Annotated in this window: 13 protein-coding genes; all 13 read left to right on the plus strand. The window is 72.1% G+C overall.

Annotated elements, in window-relative coordinates:
- Positions 1-110 precede the first annotated feature (110 nt).
- The 13 genes from argS to ACIBZJ_RS23755 all read left to right on the plus strand — a co-directional run bounded on the left by argS (position 111) and on the right by ACIBZJ_RS23755 (position 15352).
- Complete coding sequence (gene argS, locus ACIBZJ_RS23695; RefSeq protein WP_395932989.1) at positions 111-1766, plus strand: arginine--tRNA ligase; 1656 nt, start codon at positions 111-113, stop codon at positions 1764-1766.
- Positions 1763-3151 carry a diaminopimelate decarboxylase gene (gene lysA / locus ACIBZJ_RS23700; RefSeq protein WP_395932991.1) on the plus strand — a complete coding sequence of 463 codons (1389 nt, stop codon included), beginning with the start codon at positions 1763-1765 and terminating at the stop codon, positions 3149-3151. The genes argS and lysA overlap by 4 nt, the downstream gene beginning before the upstream one ends.
- A complete protein-coding gene (locus ACIBZJ_RS23705) occupies positions 3148-4461 on the plus strand; it encodes a homoserine dehydrogenase (RefSeq protein WP_395932993.1) in 1314 nt (437 codons plus the stop codon). Before lysA ends, ACIBZJ_RS23705 begins: the two co-directional genes overlap by 4 nt.
- Complete coding sequence (thrC, locus tag ACIBZJ_RS23710) at positions 4461-5546, plus strand: threonine synthase (RefSeq protein ID WP_395933248.1); 1086 nt, start codon at positions 4461-4463, stop codon at positions 5544-5546. The genes ACIBZJ_RS23705 and thrC overlap by 1 nt, the downstream gene beginning before the upstream one ends.
- Entirely contained in the window at positions 5543-6490 is a 948-nt protein-coding gene (gene thrB, locus ACIBZJ_RS23715; protein WP_395932995.1) for a homoserine kinase, read from the plus strand. The genes thrC and thrB overlap by 4 nt, the downstream gene beginning before the upstream one ends.
- Positions 6491-6910: 420 nt before the next feature.
- Positions 6911-9157 carry a transcription termination factor Rho gene (gene rho, locus ACIBZJ_RS23720; RefSeq protein ID WP_395932997.1) on the plus strand — a complete coding sequence of 749 codons (2247 nt, stop codon included), beginning with the start codon at positions 6911-6913 and terminating at the stop codon, positions 9155-9157.
- Between the two features lie 74 nt (positions 9158-9231).
- The gene (locus ACIBZJ_RS23725) at positions 9232-9990 is read left to right on the plus strand and encodes a family 16 glycosylhydrolase (protein WP_395932999.1); all 759 of its coding nucleotides are present in this window, start codon (positions 9232-9234) and stop codon (positions 9988-9990) included.
- A gap of 255 nt (positions 9991-10245) precedes the next feature.
- Positions 10246-10476, plus strand: coding sequence for a 50S ribosomal protein L31 (gene rpmE / locus ACIBZJ_RS23730; protein ID WP_395933001.1), 231 nt, complete (start codon positions 10246-10248; stop codon positions 10474-10476).
- Between the two features lie 91 nt (positions 10477-10567).
- The gene (gene prfA / locus ACIBZJ_RS23735; RefSeq protein WP_395933003.1) at positions 10568-11644 is read left to right on the plus strand and encodes a peptide chain release factor 1; all 1077 of its coding nucleotides are present in this window, start codon (positions 10568-10570) and stop codon (positions 11642-11644) included.
- A 71-nt stretch (positions 11645-11715) separates the two neighbouring features.
- Complete coding sequence (gene mptB, locus ACIBZJ_RS23740; protein WP_395933005.1) at positions 11716-13191, plus strand: polyprenol phosphomannose-dependent alpha 1,6 mannosyltransferase MptB; 1476 nt, start codon at positions 11716-11718, stop codon at positions 13189-13191.
- 9 nt (positions 13192-13200) lie between these two features.
- The gene (prmC, locus tag ACIBZJ_RS23745; RefSeq protein WP_395933007.1) at positions 13201-14076 is read left to right on the plus strand and encodes a peptide chain release factor N(5)-glutamine methyltransferase; all 876 of its coding nucleotides are present in this window, start codon (positions 13201-13203) and stop codon (positions 14074-14076) included.
- On the plus strand, positions 14073-14768 hold the full coding sequence (locus tag ACIBZJ_RS23750) for an L-threonylcarbamoyladenylate synthase (RefSeq protein WP_395933009.1): 696 nt from the start codon (positions 14073-14075) through the stop codon (positions 14766-14768). Before prmC ends, ACIBZJ_RS23750 begins: the two co-directional genes overlap by 4 nt.
- A complete protein-coding gene (locus ACIBZJ_RS23755) occupies positions 14765-15352 on the plus strand; it encodes a phosphotyrosine protein phosphatase (RefSeq protein WP_395933011.1) in 588 nt (195 codons plus the stop codon). Before ACIBZJ_RS23750 ends, ACIBZJ_RS23755 begins: the two co-directional genes overlap by 4 nt.
- Positions 15353-15566 lie beyond the last annotated feature (214 nt).

A 15566-nucleotide genomic window follows, 5' to 3' on the forward strand; every position in this document is an offset into this window, starting at 1 on the left:
GAACAACGATCTATGATGGCGCCTCGTTCCGCGCGCGACACCCGCGGGGCACGCTCGCCCCCACACGGTAGCGGGCGGGGCACCCCCGCGACGCTCGATAGCATGACGTAGTGACTCCCGATGCCCTCTCGGCCGCGATCCTCACCGCGGCGCGCGCTGTCTTCACCGAACGCGGGCTCGATCCCGCGCTGCTGCCCGACGCGGTCACGGTGGAGCGACCCCGCAACCCGGAGCACGGTGACTACGCCACCAACGTCGCGCTCCAGGTGGCCAAGCGAGCCGGGGTCAAACCGCGCGACCTCGCCGGGTGGCTCGCCGAGGCGCTGACGCAAGAAAAAGGCGTCAAGAACACCGACGTGGCCGGCCCCGGCTTCCTCAACATCACGCTCGACGCCGCCGCGCAGGGCGAGCTGGCCCGCACGATCGTGCAAGCACAAGACGCCTACGGCCGCACCGACACGCTGCACAAAAAGCGCATCAACCTCGAGTTCGTCTCCGCGAACCCCACCGGACCGGTGCATATCGGCGGGGTCCGCTGGGCCGCGGTCGGCGACTCGCTGGCCCGCCTGCTCGAGGCGACCGGTGCGGACGTGACCCGCGAGTACTACTTCAACGACCACGGCGCGCAGATCGACCGGTTCGCCCGGTCGATCCTCGCCGCGGCCCGGAACGAGCCGATCCCCGACGACGGCTACGGGGGCGCCTACATCCCCGAGATCGCGGCCCGGGTGCTCCAGAAGGATCCCGGGGCGCTCACCGCGCCGGATCCTCAGGAGGCGTTTCGCCGGATCGGCGTCGACCTCATGTTCGAGGAAGTGAAGCGCAGCCTGCACGACTTCGGCGTCGACTTCGACGTGTACTTCCACGAGAACTCGCTGTTCGAGTCCGGTGCCGTCGAGCGGGCGGTCGCCACGCTGCGTGAACATGGTCACATCTTCGAGAAGGACGGCGCGGTCTGGCTGCGCACGACCGACTACGGCGACGACAAAGACCGGCCGATCATCAAGAGCAATGGCGACGCCGCGTACATCGCCGGTGACGCCGCGTACTACCTCGACAAGCGTCGTCGCGGCTTCGAGATCTGCATCTACATGCTCGGTGCCGACCACGCCGGCTACGTCCAGCGGCTGCGGGCGCTCGCCGCCTGCGCGGGCGACGATCCGGACTACAACATCCAGGTGCTGATCGGCCAGCTGGTCAACCTGGTCAAGGACGGTCAGCCGGTCCGGATGTCCAAGCGTGCGGGCGACGTGGTGACGATGGAAGAACTGGTGGACGCGATCGGCGTCGACGCGTCCCGGTACGCGCTGGCCCGCTCCAGCGTGAACCAGACGATCGACCTCGATCTCGACCTCTGGGCCCGCCGCACCAACGACAGCCCGGTGTTCTACGTCCAGTACGTGGCCGCGCGGACGGCGGCCGTGGTCAGGAACGCCAAGGACGTCGGCATCGTGCTCGACGAGAGCACGTTCAAGCCCGAGCTGCTCACCCACGAGCGCGAGTCGGCGCTGCTCGGCGCGCTGGCTGAGTTCCCCCGGGTCGTGGCCGGCGCGGCCGAGCTGCGGGAACCGCACCGGGTCGCGCACTACCTCGAGTCGTTGGCCGCCACCTACCACCGCTGGTACGACGAGTGCCGGGTGATCCCGAAGGGAGACGAGGAGATCACCGACCTCAACCGCACCCGGCTCTGGCTCAACGTGGCCACCCGCACGGTCGTCGCGAACGGCCTGGGCCTGCTCGGCGTCTCCGCTCCGGAGCGGATGTGAGGGCGCATCCGGCCGGTCCGCGGCACGCCGAGGTCCTGGCCGCCGCCCACCTCAGCGCACCGGCCGGAGACCTCAACGCGCTCGACCCGGCGATCTGGCCCGCGAACGCGACCCGCGAGAACGGCGTCCTGCACCTCGGGGGCGTCGACGTGCGCGACCTCGCGGCCGAGCACGGCACTCCGGCGATCGTCCTCGACGAGGGTGATTTCCGGTCGCGGGCGAAGGCCTACGCCGAGGCGTTCAGCGGCGGCGACGTGTTCTACGCGGGCAAGGCGTTCCTGAGCAAGGGCGTCGCCCGCTGGGTGAACGAGGAGGGCCTCCACCTCGACGTCTGTACCGGAGGCGAGCTCAACGCGGCGCTCAGTGCCGGCTTCCCGGCCGGGAAGATCGCACTGCACGGCAACAACAAGTCGACCGCCGAACTGCGCCGAGCCGTACACAGCAACGTCGGCCGGGTCGTGCTCGACTCCTACGTCGAGATCGTCCGCCTGGCGGCGATCGCCCAGGAGGCGGACACGACGATCGACGTCCTCGTCCGGGTCACGGTCGGCGTCGAGGCGCACACCCACGAGTACATCGCGACCGCCCACGAGGACCAGAAGTTCGGGTTCTCGCTGAGCGGCGGCGAGGCGGCCGAGGCGGTCGCGCGGGTGCTGCGCCAGCCCAGTCTCCGGCTCGTCGGACTGCACAGCCACATCGGATCGCAGATCTTCGACACGTCCGGGTTCGAGGTGTCCGCACACCGGCTGGTCGGGCTGCTCCGGCAGATCCGCGACGAGCACGGCCTCGAGCTGCCCGAGCTCGACCTCGGCGGCGGCCTGGGCATCGCGTACGTCGAGGGCGACACGCCACTCGACATCGGCGCGGTCGCCAAGGAGCTGCGCCGGATCGTCGAGACCGAGTGCTCGTCCGCTGGGCTGCCGGTGCCGCGGATCGCGGTCGAGCCCGGCCGGGCGATCGTCGGCCCGGCCGGCGTCACGGTGTACGAGGTCGGCACCGTGAAGCCGGTCGCCACCGGAACCGGCACGCGGACCTACGTCAGCATCGACGGCGGTATGAGCGACAACCTGCGCACGGCCCTGTACGACGCGGAGTACACCTGCGTCCTCGCATCGCGCGCCAGTGAGGCCCCGCCGATGCTGGCCCGGGTCGTCGGGCGGCACTGCGAGAGCGGCGACGTCGTCGTCAAGGACGTCTGGCTGCCCTCCGACACGGTCCCCGGCGATCTGCTGGCGGTCGCCGCGACCGGCGCCTACTGCCGGAGCATGGCCAGCAACTACAACCACACGCCGCGTCCGCCGGTGGTCGCGGTGGCCGACCGGGCCACGAAGGTCCTGGTCCGGCGCGAGACGGAGGACGACCTCATGCGGCTGGACGTCGGATGACCGACCCCGAGAAAAAGACCCTCCGGGTCGCCCTGCTGGGCTGCGGCACGGTCGGCCGCGAAGTCGTCCGGCTGATCGATTCCCAGTCGGACGATCTGACCGCGCGCATCGGCGCCGAACTGCGGATCGCCGGGATCGCGGTGCGCCGCGGCGGCCGTGACCGCGGGGTCGACCCGGCCTTGCTGACGACCGACGCGCACGGGCTCGCGGTGCGCGACGACATCGACCTGGTCGTCGAGGTCGTCGGCGGCATCGAGCCGGCGCGCAGCTGGCTGGTCGACGCGCTGAAGGCCGGCAAGTCCGTGGTCAGCGCCAACAAGGCGCTGCTGGCCGAAGACGGAGCGACGCTCCAGGACGCGGCCGCGGCCGGCGGCGCCGACCTCTACTACGAGGCCGCGGTGGCCGGGGCGATCCCGCTGCTCCGCCCGCTGCGGGAGTCGCTGCACGGCGACCGGATCACCCGCGTGACCGGAATCGTGAACGGGACGACGAACTACATCCTGTCCTCCATGGACTCCACCGGTGCGGGGTTCAACGAGGCCCTGGACGAGGCCACCGAGCTCGGTTACGCCGAGGCCGACCCGACCGCCGACGTCGAGGGCTTCGACGCCGCGGCCAAGGCGGCGATCCTCGCCTCGCTCGCGTTCCACACCCGGGTCACCGCCGCGGACGTGCACCGTGAGGGCATCACCGAGGTCACCGCCGCCGACGTGGCCAGCGCGCGCGAGATGGGCTGCACCGTCAAGCTGCTGTGCATCGCCGAGCGCCACACCGACGCCGACGGCCGCGAGTCGGTCAGCGTCCGCGTGCACCCGGCGATGCTGCCGCGCACCCACCCGCTGGCGAGCGTCGGGGACGCGTTCAACGCGGTGTTCGTCGAGGCCGACGCGGCCGGTCAGCTGATGTTCTACGGACGGGGTGCCGGCGGCGCGCCGACCGCGAGCGCGGTGCTCGGCGACCTGGTCGCGGTGGCGCGCAACCGCGTGGCCGGTGCCCGGGCGACGCCCGAGTCGCCCTACGCCGACCTGCGGATCCGGCCGATGGCCGAGGCGCGGACGCGGTATCACATCTCGCTCGACGTCGCCGACAAGGCGGGAGTGCTGGCCGAGGTGGCCGCGGTCTTCGCCCGGCAGGACGTCAGCATCTCCACGGTTCGGCAGGAAGGGCGGGGCAACGACGCGACGCTCGTGGCCGTGACGCACACGGCCACGGACGCGGCGCTGGCCGCGACCGTGGACGCGCTGCGCGAGCTGCCGATCGTCCGGAACGTCGTCAGTGTCATGCGGGTCGAAGGGGGAGAGTCGAAGTGATCCCGGCCGGAAGCACCAGAAGCGGGTCGAGACCGGCCTGGCGGGGCATCATCGAGGAGTACCGGGAGTTCCTCCCGGTGGGCCCGGAGACCCCCGTGATCACGTTGCGTGAGGGCGGTACTCCGCTTTTCCCGGCGCCGATGCTCTCCGACCGCACCGGTTGCGACGTCTACCTGAAGATCGAGGGCGCCAACCCGACCGGTTCGTTCAAGGACCGCGGCATGACGATGGCGATCTCGAAAGCCGTCGAGGGTGGCGCCAAGGCCGTGATCTGCGCGTCGACCGGAAACACGTCGGCGTCGGCGGCCGCCTACGCGGCGCGGGCCGGTGTGGTCTGCGCCGTGCTCGTCCCGCAGGGCAAGATCGCGCTCGGCAAGATGGCCCAGGCGCTCGTCTACGGCGCCAAGTTGTTGCAGGTCGACGGCAACTTCGACGACTGTCTGCAGCTCGCGTCGAAGCTGGCGCTGGAGTACCCGGTCAGCCTGGTCAACTCGACCAACGAGTTCCGGCTGGAGGGTCAGAAGACCGCGTCGTTCGAGATCGTCGACGCGCTCGGCGACGCCCCGGACGCGCACTTCCTGCCGGTCGGCAACGCCGGCAACATCACTGCCTACTGGCGCGGGTACGTGCAGGCGGCCGAGCACGGCTGGGCCACCAGGCGTCCGGTCATGCGCGGGTTCCAGGCCGCCGGTGCGGCGCCGCTGGTGTCCGGCCAGGTCGTCCGGGAGCCGTCGACGATCGCGACCGCTATCCGGATCGGTAACCCTGCGTCATGGACGAAGGCCATCGCCGCGCGTGACGAGTCGAGCGGCACCATCGAGGCGGTCACCGACCGGCAGATCCTCGCCGCGTACCGGCTGCTCGCGCGCTCGGAGGCGGTGTTCGTCGAGCCGGCGTCGGCCGCGTCGGTGGCCGGGCTGCTGGCCGCCTCCGAGGCGGGCACGCTGGCTCGCGGTCAGCGCGTGGTGTGCACGGTGACCGGCAACGGCCTGAAGGATCCCGATTGGGCGATCTCCGGCGCCCCCGCGCCCCGCACGATCCCGGTCGACGCGGCGACCGCCGCGGCCGAGCTGGGCCTCGCGTGAGCGCAGCCGCCGACGCGCGGCCGGTGTTCCGGCAGGCGCCGGTGACCGTCCGGCCGCCCGCGACGACGGCGAACATCGGTCCGGGGTACGACGCACTCGGCGCGGCGCTGACCGTCTTCGACGAGATCGAGATGGCGGTCACCGGCGGCGGCTTGGACGTCTCCCTGGCCGGCCAGGGCGCCGGCGAGCTGCCGACCGACGAGCGGCACCTGCTGGTCCGGGCGGCCAGGGCGACGTTCGACCGCCTCGGTGGCCAGCCGCCCGGCCTGCGCCTGCACTGCGTCAACCGGATCCCGCAGGCCCGCGGTCTGGGCTCGTCGTCGGCCGCGGTCGTCGGCGGCATCGTCGCGGCCCGCGGTCTGGTCTCCGGTGGTGCCGAGCGGCTCGACGACGCGGCCGCGCTCGCGCTCGCGGCCGAGATCGAGGGGCACCCCGACAACGTCGCGCCGTGCCTGCTGGGCGGCGTCACGATCGCCTGGACCGACGAGGTGACGGGCCTCGCCCGCGCTACCCGGATGGAACCGGCGACCGGACTGCACCCGGTGATCTGCGTCCCCCAAACGCGTGGGTATACCGCAGCCAGCCGTAGCCTGCTGCCGGCCGAGGTACCGCACGCCGAGGCCGCGGCGAACGCCGGCCGGGCCGCGCTGCTGGTCAGGGCCCTGACCGTGCAGCCAGACCTGCTGCTGCCGGCCACTCGCGACTGGCTCCACCAGAACTATCGCCGCGCCTCGATGCCGCAGAGCCTCGACCTGGTCGACGCGCTCCGCGCCGAGGGGATCGCCGCGGTCGTGAGCGGCGCGGGCCCCACGGTTCTCGCGTTCGCACCGGCCCCGTCGATCGAAGGGGTGGAGGCGATTGCGACGAAGGTTGCCGGTTCGGCTACCTTTGAGATAACCGCGGTCGACGTTTCACCGGTCGGCACGGTGGCAATCCAGCACTGACCTCAGTACCCGGTCGTGACCAGCGGTGATGTGAGTGTGACGCATCCCGCTTCTCCTCCTCGACGCCGTCCAGGCGCCGAAGGGGAACACGCCGGTGGCGGGATGTGTTGCTGCGAGCAGACCTGGGCGTCTACGCTGCTAGGCAGCACAGCCGCCCTCGGGCGCGCGATCACGCCGGGCCGAGTGTCTTCTGAACGCTCCCGCCGGCAACTCCAGCCGATGCAGCGGGGGCGGTACCTGACCGCAACCGGCGCTGAGGTCGAGCCAGAGAGCGCTCTTCCTCGGCCCCTCTTGAGGTTAGGCGGTTGTCCCCGATCGACCCGTCTGCCGACGGGTGGATCAAGACCGGTCGAGAGACCGTGCTCCATACCCGGCCGTGCGGCTGAACCAGCCGTCGCCCGTCGCAGGGAAGGACCCCCATTGAGCGACACCACTGAAATCGCCCCCCAGTCGCAGGAAGCTCCTGCGGCGGCGGGCACCCTGACCCCAGCGCCGGAATCCGGCACTGCCGGGGCCAGCGCACCGGCGGCCAAGCCTCGCCGCCGGGCCGGGGGGTTGTCCGGAATGCTGCTGCCGCAGTTGCAGCAGCTCGCCGGTGAGCTCGGTATTCCGAGCACCGGCCGGATGCGCAAGAGCGAGCTCGTAGCCGCCATCCAGGCCCGTCAGGCCGGTGGCGCCGAGCCCGTGAAGGCGGCCGACAAGGCTGCCACCGTGCCGGCGCCGCGCTCTGCCGCCGCCCCGGCCACCGAGGCTCCCGCCGAGCAGCCGACGCTGCCGGTCGACGCCGAGCCCGCGGTCGCCGCGGCCGGCCCGGCCCGCCGCCGTCGTGCCGCCACCCGTGCCGCCGGTGCCCCCGCCGCGGTCGAGGCGTCCGTCGTCACCGCGGAACCGCAGGCAGCGGCCCCCGCGCAGGCCTCCGCACCGGCCGAGGCCGCAGCGCCCGCCGCGGCACCGGAGGCGTCCGCCCCGCCGGCCGAGGCTCCCGTCACCGAGACCCCCGGTGACAGCCCGTCCACCGACGAGGCACCGCAGCGCCCCCGTCGCGAACGCAGTGACCGCGGTGACCGTGGTGACCGCGACGAGAGCCAGGGCGGTGAGCGGCCGCGCGAGCGTTCGCGAGACCGTCGTCCGGCCGCCGAGGGCGACCGCCAGGGCGGACGCTCCGGCGAGGAGTCCGGCGATCGTCCGCAGAGCGAGCGCGGCGACCGCAACCGGAACCGCGACCGCAACCAGCAGACCGAACGCAGTCAGGGCGAGCGCAGCCAGGGCGAACGCAGCCAGGGCGAACGCAGCCCGAGCGACCGCAGCCCGAGCGACCGCGGTCAGAACGACCGCAACGACCGCACCGACCGCAACCAGAACCGCGGCGGCACGCAGAACCAGAACCAGAACCAGAACGACCAGGACGACGACGACGACGAGAGCGGCAGCCGCCGGCGTCGCGGCCGGTTCCGCGAGCGCAACCGTCGTGGCCGTGGCGACGGACGCACCGAGCGCTTCGGCGGCGACGAGCAGCAGCCGCAGGTGGCCGATGACGACGTCCTGATCCCGGTCGCGGGCATCGTCGACATCCTCGACAACTACGCGTTCGTCCGGACGTCGGGCTACTTGACCGGCCCGAACGACGTCTACGTCTCGATGTCGCAGGTGCGCAAGAACGGTCTGCGCCGCGGCGACGCGGTCACCGGTGCGGTCCGCCAGCCCCGTGAGGGCGAGCGGCGTGACAAGTACAACGCGCTGGTGCGGCTCGACACCGTCAACGGGTTCCCGCCGGAAGAGGCGCGGAAGCGGCCCGAGTTCCACAAGCTCACGCCGCTCTACCCGCAGGAGCGTCTCCGCCTGGAGACCGAGCCGAACATCATGACCACCCGCATCATCGACCTGGTCATGCCGATCGGTAAGGGTCAGCGCGCGCTGATCGTCTCGCCGCCGAAGGCCGGTAAGACGATGGTGCTCCAGGCGATCGCGAACGCCGTCGCGAAGAACAACCCCGAGTGCTACCTGATGGTCGTCCTGGTGGACGAGCGTCCGGAAGAAGTCACCGACATGCAGCGGTCGGTGAAGGGTGAGGTCATCGCCTCGACGTTCGACCGCCCGCCGTCCGACCACACCACGGTCGCCGAGCTGTCGATCGAGCGGGCCAAGCGCCTGGTCGAGCTGGGCCACGACGTCGTCGTGCTGCTCGACTCGATCACCCGTCTGGGCCGCGCGTACAACCTGGCGGCCCCGGCGTCCGGCCGGATCCTGTCCGGTGGTGTCGACTCGACCGCGCTCTACCCGCCGAAGCGGTTCCTCGGCGCGGCGCGCAACATCGAGAACGGCGGCTCGCTGACGATCCTGGCGACCGCGCTGGTCGAGACCGGTTCCACGATGGACACGGTGATCTTCGAGGAGTTCAAGGGCACGGGTAACGCCGAGCTCAAGCTCGACCGCAAGATCGCCGACAAGCGGGTCTTCCCGGCGGTGGACGTGGACGCGTCCAGCACCCGTAAGGAAGAGATCCTGCTGGCGCCGGAAGAGATGGTCATCGTGCACAAGCTGCGCCGGGTACTGCACGCGCTCGAGCCGCAGCAGGCGATCGAGATGCTGCTGGACCGGCTGCGCAAGAGCCCGACGAACATCGAGTTCCTGATGCAGGTGCAGAAGACGACGGTCTCCAACGACTGACACGGTCTCGAAGGCCGGCCTCTCCGGAGGTCGGCCTTCGGCGTGTCCGGTCCGGCATTTGGTACGTTCCGGGCATGTGGTGGGGGCGCATGGCGCTGGCGTTGACGCTGGTGGCAGCCGGGTGCGGCACTGAAGTCGTGTCCAGCTCGACCGCCATGCCGACCGGCGACCTGTCCGGCTGGCGGCGGGTGCTGAGCGACGATTTCTCCGGTCCGGCGCTGTCCGACCGCTGGCTCGCGTACGACGGTCAGCCCGCCGGCGACCCGGCCGGGTGGTTCGACCGGAAGAACGTCACGGTGGACGACGGCGTCGCCACGATCCGGGGCGCCTACGACACGGGGCGCCGGCGCTGGGCCACCGGAGGGATCTCGACCGAGCACAGCCTCATCCAGACCTACGGCAAGTACGAGGTGCGGTTCCGCGCCGATCGCGGCCGGGGGATCCAGTACGCGATGCTGCTCTGGCCCGCCGACGGTTCCTGGCCGCCGGAGGTCGACTTCGCCGAGGACAACGGCGACCGCCGCAACCGCCTCTACGCGACGCTGCACGCGATCGGCGGCTCCCAGGTCGAGCGCTCTACCAGCAAGGACTTCACGAAATGGCACACCGCGGGCGTCGAGTGGACGCCCGGACGGCTCGCCTACACGCTCGACGGGCAGGTTTGGGCGACGCTCCACGACGCCCGGGTGCCCGACCAGCCGATGGCCCTCGCGATCCAGAGCCAGGCCTGGTACTGCGCCCACGCCTGGCAGCACTGCCCGGACACGTCGACCCCGCCGCAGGTCGACCTTCAGATCGACTGGGTGGTGGCGTACGCGCGCCGGGCGGCCTGAATTCGAGTGCGAGTGCGGGCACTCCCAGCGAGCGCACCGCCATTACCGGGGCGGCACCGACTGCTCGTTGTGCGAATGCACGAAATACGTCGCCTCGGGCGGGTTCCGCGCCTGGCTCCGCGGCCGGCGGCGCAGGGAATAGGGGGATTGGGCGTTGAGTTCAACCGTCTGACACACTGGACCTCATCGGTTCCGGTTCACGCTGCGCTCCTCCGGGCGCCCGGCGACCCGGCGACCACTTCGAGAAGAGGAACCATGAAGCCCGACATCCACCCGCAGTACGTCGAGACGCAGGTCGTCTGCTCGTGCGGGAGCACGTTCACCACGCGCAGCACCGCGACCGGCGGCACGATCAACGCCGACGTCTGCTCGCAGTGCCACCCGTTCTACACGGGCAAGCAGAAGATCCTCGACACCGGTGGCCGCGTGGCTCGGTTCGAGCGTCGCTTCGGCAAGCGCCAGGCTGCCGGCACGTCCGACAAGTAGCGTCCCGACGGCGCCCGTCCGCCCCTGCCAAGGGGGTGGGCGGGCGCCGTCGTTCGTCGTGCCCTACCGCCCTTGATCCACCGGAGCCCTCATGACCGACACCCGTACCGACCGGCTGATGGCGCTGCTCGACGAGTACGCCTCGCTGGAGCAGCAGCTGGCCGACCCGGCGATCCACGCCGACCAGGGCAAGGCTCGCGAGCTCGGACGGCGGTACGCCGAGCTCGGTCCGGTGGTGGCCACCGTCCGGGAGATCGACGCCGTCCAAGGCGACCTGGAGACGGCGCGGGAGCTCGCGGCCGACGACCCGACGTTCGCGGCCGAGGCCGACGAGCTGGCGGGGCGGATCCCGGCCCTGGACGCGAGGCTCCGCGAGCAACTGCTCCCGCGCGACCCGGACGACAGCAAGGACGTCATTCTGGAGATCAAGGCAGGCGAGGGCGGCGAGGAATCCGCACTCTTCGCCGGTGACCTGCTCCGGATGTACCTGCGCTATGCCGAGCGCGAGGGCTGGAAGACCGAGGTGATCGACTCGACCGGCTCCGACCTGGGCGGATACAAGGACGTGTCGGTCGCGGTGAAGAGCCGGGCCGGCGCCGAGAGCGGCGTCTGGGAGCGGCTCAAGTACGAGGGCGGCGTCCACCGCGTCCAGCGGGTTCCGGTGACCGAGTCGGCCGGGCGCATCCACACGTCGGCGGCGGGCGTCCTCGTGCTGCCGGAGGCCGAGGAGGTCGACGTCACGATCGACCCCAACGACCTGCGGATCGACGTCTTCCGGTCCTCGGGGCCGGGAGGGCAGAGCGTCAACACGACCGACTCCGCGGTCCGGATCACGCACCTGCCGACCGGCATCGTCGTCTCGTGCCAGAACGAGAAGTCCCAGTTGCAGAACAAGGAATCCGCGCTGCGGATCCTGCGCGCCCGGATGCTCGCCGCGGCCCGTGCCGACGCGGACGCCGCGGCGTCGGACGCGCGCCGCTCGCAGGTGCGGACCGTGGACCGTTCCGAGCGGGTGCGGACGTACAACTTCCCGGAGAACCGGATCTCCGACCACCGGGTGAACTACAAGGCGTACAACCTCGACCAGGTCCTCGACGGTGACCTCGACGGAGTGCTGAACGCGCTGGTCGACGCCGACAACGCGGCCCGCCTCGCGGCCGCCGGGTAAGGCTTCAACGCTTTACCGCGCGGCCACCCTCGCGCCGTCCTTCTCGCGTCGGAATCTGGCTGGGTGTTCCTGTGCCTGCCGAGGATTCGCCGACGGTCCGGAAGCTGCCCGCCCTGTCCCGGGTGGACGTCGTCCCCCGGGTGAAGTGGGGTGGGGTCGCGGCGTCCGCGGCGGTCGCCCTCGGCGTCACCAGAGCGGGGACGGCGGGCGGCGCGATGCCGCCGGACGGGCCGCTCGGCCTCTGGCGGCCGGACCTCCAGCACCCGGTGGGGTGGGCGGTACTGGCGCTCCTCGGGCTCAGCGCGCTCGTCCTGGTCTTCCTGCAGTTGCACCGGCTCGCGAGCGCCGCGGCGGTCGACGTCCGCACGGTCGCGGTGATCGCGTTCTGGTGGTCGGTGCCGATGCTGGTCGCGCCGCCGGTGCTCAGCCTGGACGTCTGGTCGTACCTCGCGCAGGGCACGATGGTGCACACCGGCCTGAACCCGTACCTGTACGGTCCGTCGCTGCTGGGCCCCGGCTCGATCCTCGACGCGGTGTCCCCGGTCTGGCGTGACACCCCGGCGCCCTACGGGCCACTGATGCTCGGCACGCTGGAGCTCGTCGCGTACTTCTCGGCCGCCCACTTATCGGTGGCCGCGCTGCTGTTACGGGCGGTCGTCGTCGTGGCGGTCGTCGTGATGGGGGTGCTCGTCGTACGGATGGCGCCGGTCGAGGAGCGTCCGCCGGCGCTGGCGCTGGTGGCCGCGAACCCGCTGGTCATCATCCATCTGATCGGCGGCGCCCATCTGGACGCGCTGCTCGCCGTGCTGGCCGCGGTCACGATCTGGTGCGTGCGGCGCCGCTGGTACGCGGTGGCCGCGCTGGCCGCCGCGACCGCGTTCTCGATCAAACTCCCCGGCATCCTGCTGGCCGGGTACCTGCTCGCGCACCTGGTGCGCAACCGGGTGCCGGTGCACCGGATGCTGGGTTCGGTGGCCACGCTCGGCGCGGTGACGCTCGGGTGCGCGCTGCTGGTCCCCGACGGGTTCGGCTGGATCGGCGCGATGGACGTACCCGGCCTGGTGCGGATCTACTGGGCTCCCGCGTCGATCGCCGGGGGACTGATCTACCTGGCCACCGGCGCCTCGGTGCCGTTCACCGACGCGCTGGCGCTGGCCCGCTCGGTGGTCGCGGCGGCCGGGGCGATCGCGGTCGCGGCCCTGCTCTGGCGGGCCGGTGCCGAGCCGAGCTGGCGCCGGGCCGGTGCGCTGGTGGGGGCCGCGCTGCTCACTCTGGCGGTGTCGGGGCCGGTGATGCACGCCTGGTACGCGGTGTGGGGCGGCGTCCTGCTGGCCGCGCTGGCCGGGCCGGCGTTCCGCAGCTGGGCGATCGTGCTGGGCGCCGCGCTCTGCTTCAGCGCGGTACCCGACCACCTCGGCGGCACGGTGTGGAGCGTCCTCGCGGTGCCGCTCTGCCTGACGATCGTGGTCGTGGACGCCGTCCGGACCGCGATGCCGGCCCGGGTGAGGAGTTGGGTGGTCGAATCCGCGGCCGTGGAGCGCGCGTAGGGTTTGCGGGTGCAGACCGTTCCGCTCGCGCCGACCCTTGCCCGCGCGGTGCGCCGCCTCACCGAAGCGGGCGTCTCGTCACCGCGATTCGACGCCGAGGAGCTCGCCGCGTTCGTGCTCGGCGTCCCGCGGAGCCGGTTGCTGCTGGCCGACGGGTTCGACCGCGACCGGGCCGCGCGGTTCGACGAACTCGTCGGCGAACGCGCCCGCCGGGTGCCGTTGCAGCACCTCACCGGCGTCGCGGGGTTCCGGCATCTGGAGCTCGCGGTCGGCCCCGGTGTGTTCGTGCCCCGGCCGGAGACCGAACTGCTGGCCGGCTGGGGGATCGCCGAAGCGAGCCGGCTGAACGGTCCGGTCGTCGTCGACCTGTGCTCGGGTTCGGGTGCGATCGCGCTGGCGATCGCGAACGAGTGTCCGGCCGCGACGGTCTACGGCGTCGAGCGCGAGGAGATGGCGCTGGCCTGGGCGCGCCGCAACGCCGAGAGCCGGGCCGCGGCCGGCGACCGACCGGTGACGCTGGTCCATGGCGACGCGACCGCACCGGACGTCCTGGCCGCGCTGGACGGGACCGTGGACGTCGTCGTGACGAACCCGCCGTACGTGCCGGACGGCTCGACGGTCAGCCCCGAGGTCGCCGACCACGACCCGGCCGCCGCGCTGTGGGGCGGCCCGGACGGTCTGGACGTCGTCCGCCGCCTCCTCACCCGGGCCGCGGCGCTGCTGAAGCCGGGTGGCGTGATCGGCATCGAGCACGCGGACGTCCAGGGGGAATCGCTTCCCGCGCTGGTCCGGCGCCATGCCGCGTTCGAGGACGCGGTCGACCACCGGGACCTCGCCGACCGTCCCCGGTACACGACCGCGCGCCGCCGTAAGCTGGCCGGGTGACCCGGACTTTCCAGTGCTCCGACCCGGCCGAGCGGACGGCGGGTGTCGCGGCGGCGGTCGACGCCGTGCGCCGGGGCGATCTGATCGTGATGCCCACCGACACCGTCTACGGCATCGGCGCCGACGCGTTCACCCCCACCGCGGTGGACTCGCTGCTGACCGCGAAGCAGCGGGGCCGGGACATGCCGGTACCGGTGCTGGTCGGCAACCGCCGGACGCTCGACGGCCTGGTGATGGCCGTGCCGCCGGCGGTGCACGACCTGGTCGACGCGTTCTGGCCCGGTCCGCTGACGATCGTCGTCGAACAGGCGCCATCGCTGGCCTGGGATCTCGGTGACGCCGACGGCACGGTCGCGGTCCGGATGCCGCTGCACCCGGTCGCGCTCGAGGTGCTGGAGGCCACCGGCCCGATGGCGGTCTCCAGCGCGAACGTGTCCGGGCAGCGGGCCGCCACCACCGCCGAGGAGGCCCGCGACCAGCTCGGCTGGCTCGTCGAGGTGTACCTGGAGGCCGGTTCCTGCGGCGATCCGGTGGCCTCGACGATCGTCGACGTGACCGGCGAGGTGCCGCGGGTGCTCCGCCAGGGTGCGCTCGACCTGGCCGCGCTGCGTGCCGTCGTGCCCGCTGCTCTCGACAAGGACGGCCGCGGCCCGGACGAGGAGCCGGCCGTCCCCGTGGTCACCGAGGCATGACCGACCGCTTCAGCGTCCTGATGGTCTGCATGGGCAACATCTGCCGGTCGCCGATGGCCGAACGGCTGCTGCGGTTGCGCCTCGACGAACGGCTCGGCGACAGCGACCTGGTCGAGGTGCACGGAGCCGGCACCGGGGCATGGCACGAGGGCGAGCCGATGCACCGCCGATCGGCCGACGAGGTGCTGGCTCGCGGTGGCGACCCGTCCGGCTTCCGGGCCCGGATGCTCACCGAGGAGATGCTGGCCTCCGATCTCGTGCTCACCGCGACGATCGAGCAGGTGTCGTTCGTGGCCGAACTGGTTCCCTCGGCGGCGTCCAGAACGTTCGTGCTCGGAGAGTTCGCCCGGCTGGCCGCGCAGGCCGACGACGACGGCCTGCCCCCGCCCACGGACCTCGCGGCCCGTGGACGCGCGCTGGTCGCGGCGGCCGACCATCTGCGCGGCGGCGTCCCGAGCGGTACCGCCAGGTATTCCGACGAGGTGCCCGACCCCTGGGGGCGGGCGCCGGAGTACTTCACCGCGGTAGCCGATCAGATCGACGAGGCGGTCACGGTGCTGGCCGATCGCCTCACCGCGGAGTGAAGGGCCCGTCCCCCCACGAGTAGCGCGGGGCGAGTACGGTGGCCCGAGCCACTCGCGAGAGCGGTCCTCCGGCGTGCCCGGGGACCCCCCGAAAACACGGTACGAGCGTTCGTGATACGTTTCACGAGCTAGTCAGCTACGCGATTTGGCCCGCTGAACGCCGCCCTGACGACCCCGACCGACGAACTCGGCGCACTGGTGCGCCGCGCCGACC

The sequence above is a fragment of the Cryptosporangium sp. NPDC051539 genome, assembly GCF_044454545.1.
Taxonomy (GTDB): domain Bacteria; phylum Actinomycetota; class Actinomycetes; order Mycobacteriales; family Cryptosporangiaceae; genus Cryptosporangium.

Bases quoted from the DNA above. Each gene is read 5' to 3' on its own strand.
- rpmE (WP_395933001.1), top strand. From the start codon at position 10,246: ATGAAGCCCGACATCCACCCGCAGTACGTCGAGACGCAGGTCGTCTGC.
- ACIBZJ_RS23705 (WP_395932993.1), top strand. From the start codon at position 3,148: ATGACCGACCCCGAGAAAAAGACCCTCCGGGTCGCCCTGCTGGGCTGC.
- ACIBZJ_RS23755 (WP_395933011.1), top strand. From the start codon at position 14,765: ATGACCGACCGCTTCAGCGTCCTGATGGTCTGCATGGGCAACATCTGC.
- prfA (WP_395933003.1), top strand. From the start codon at position 10,568: ATGACCGACACCCGTACCGACCGGCTGATGGCGCTGCTCGACGAGTAC.
- ACIBZJ_RS23725 (WP_395932999.1), top strand. From the start codon at position 9,232: ATGTGGTGGGGGCGCATGGCGCTGGCGTTGACGCTGGTGGCAGCCGGG.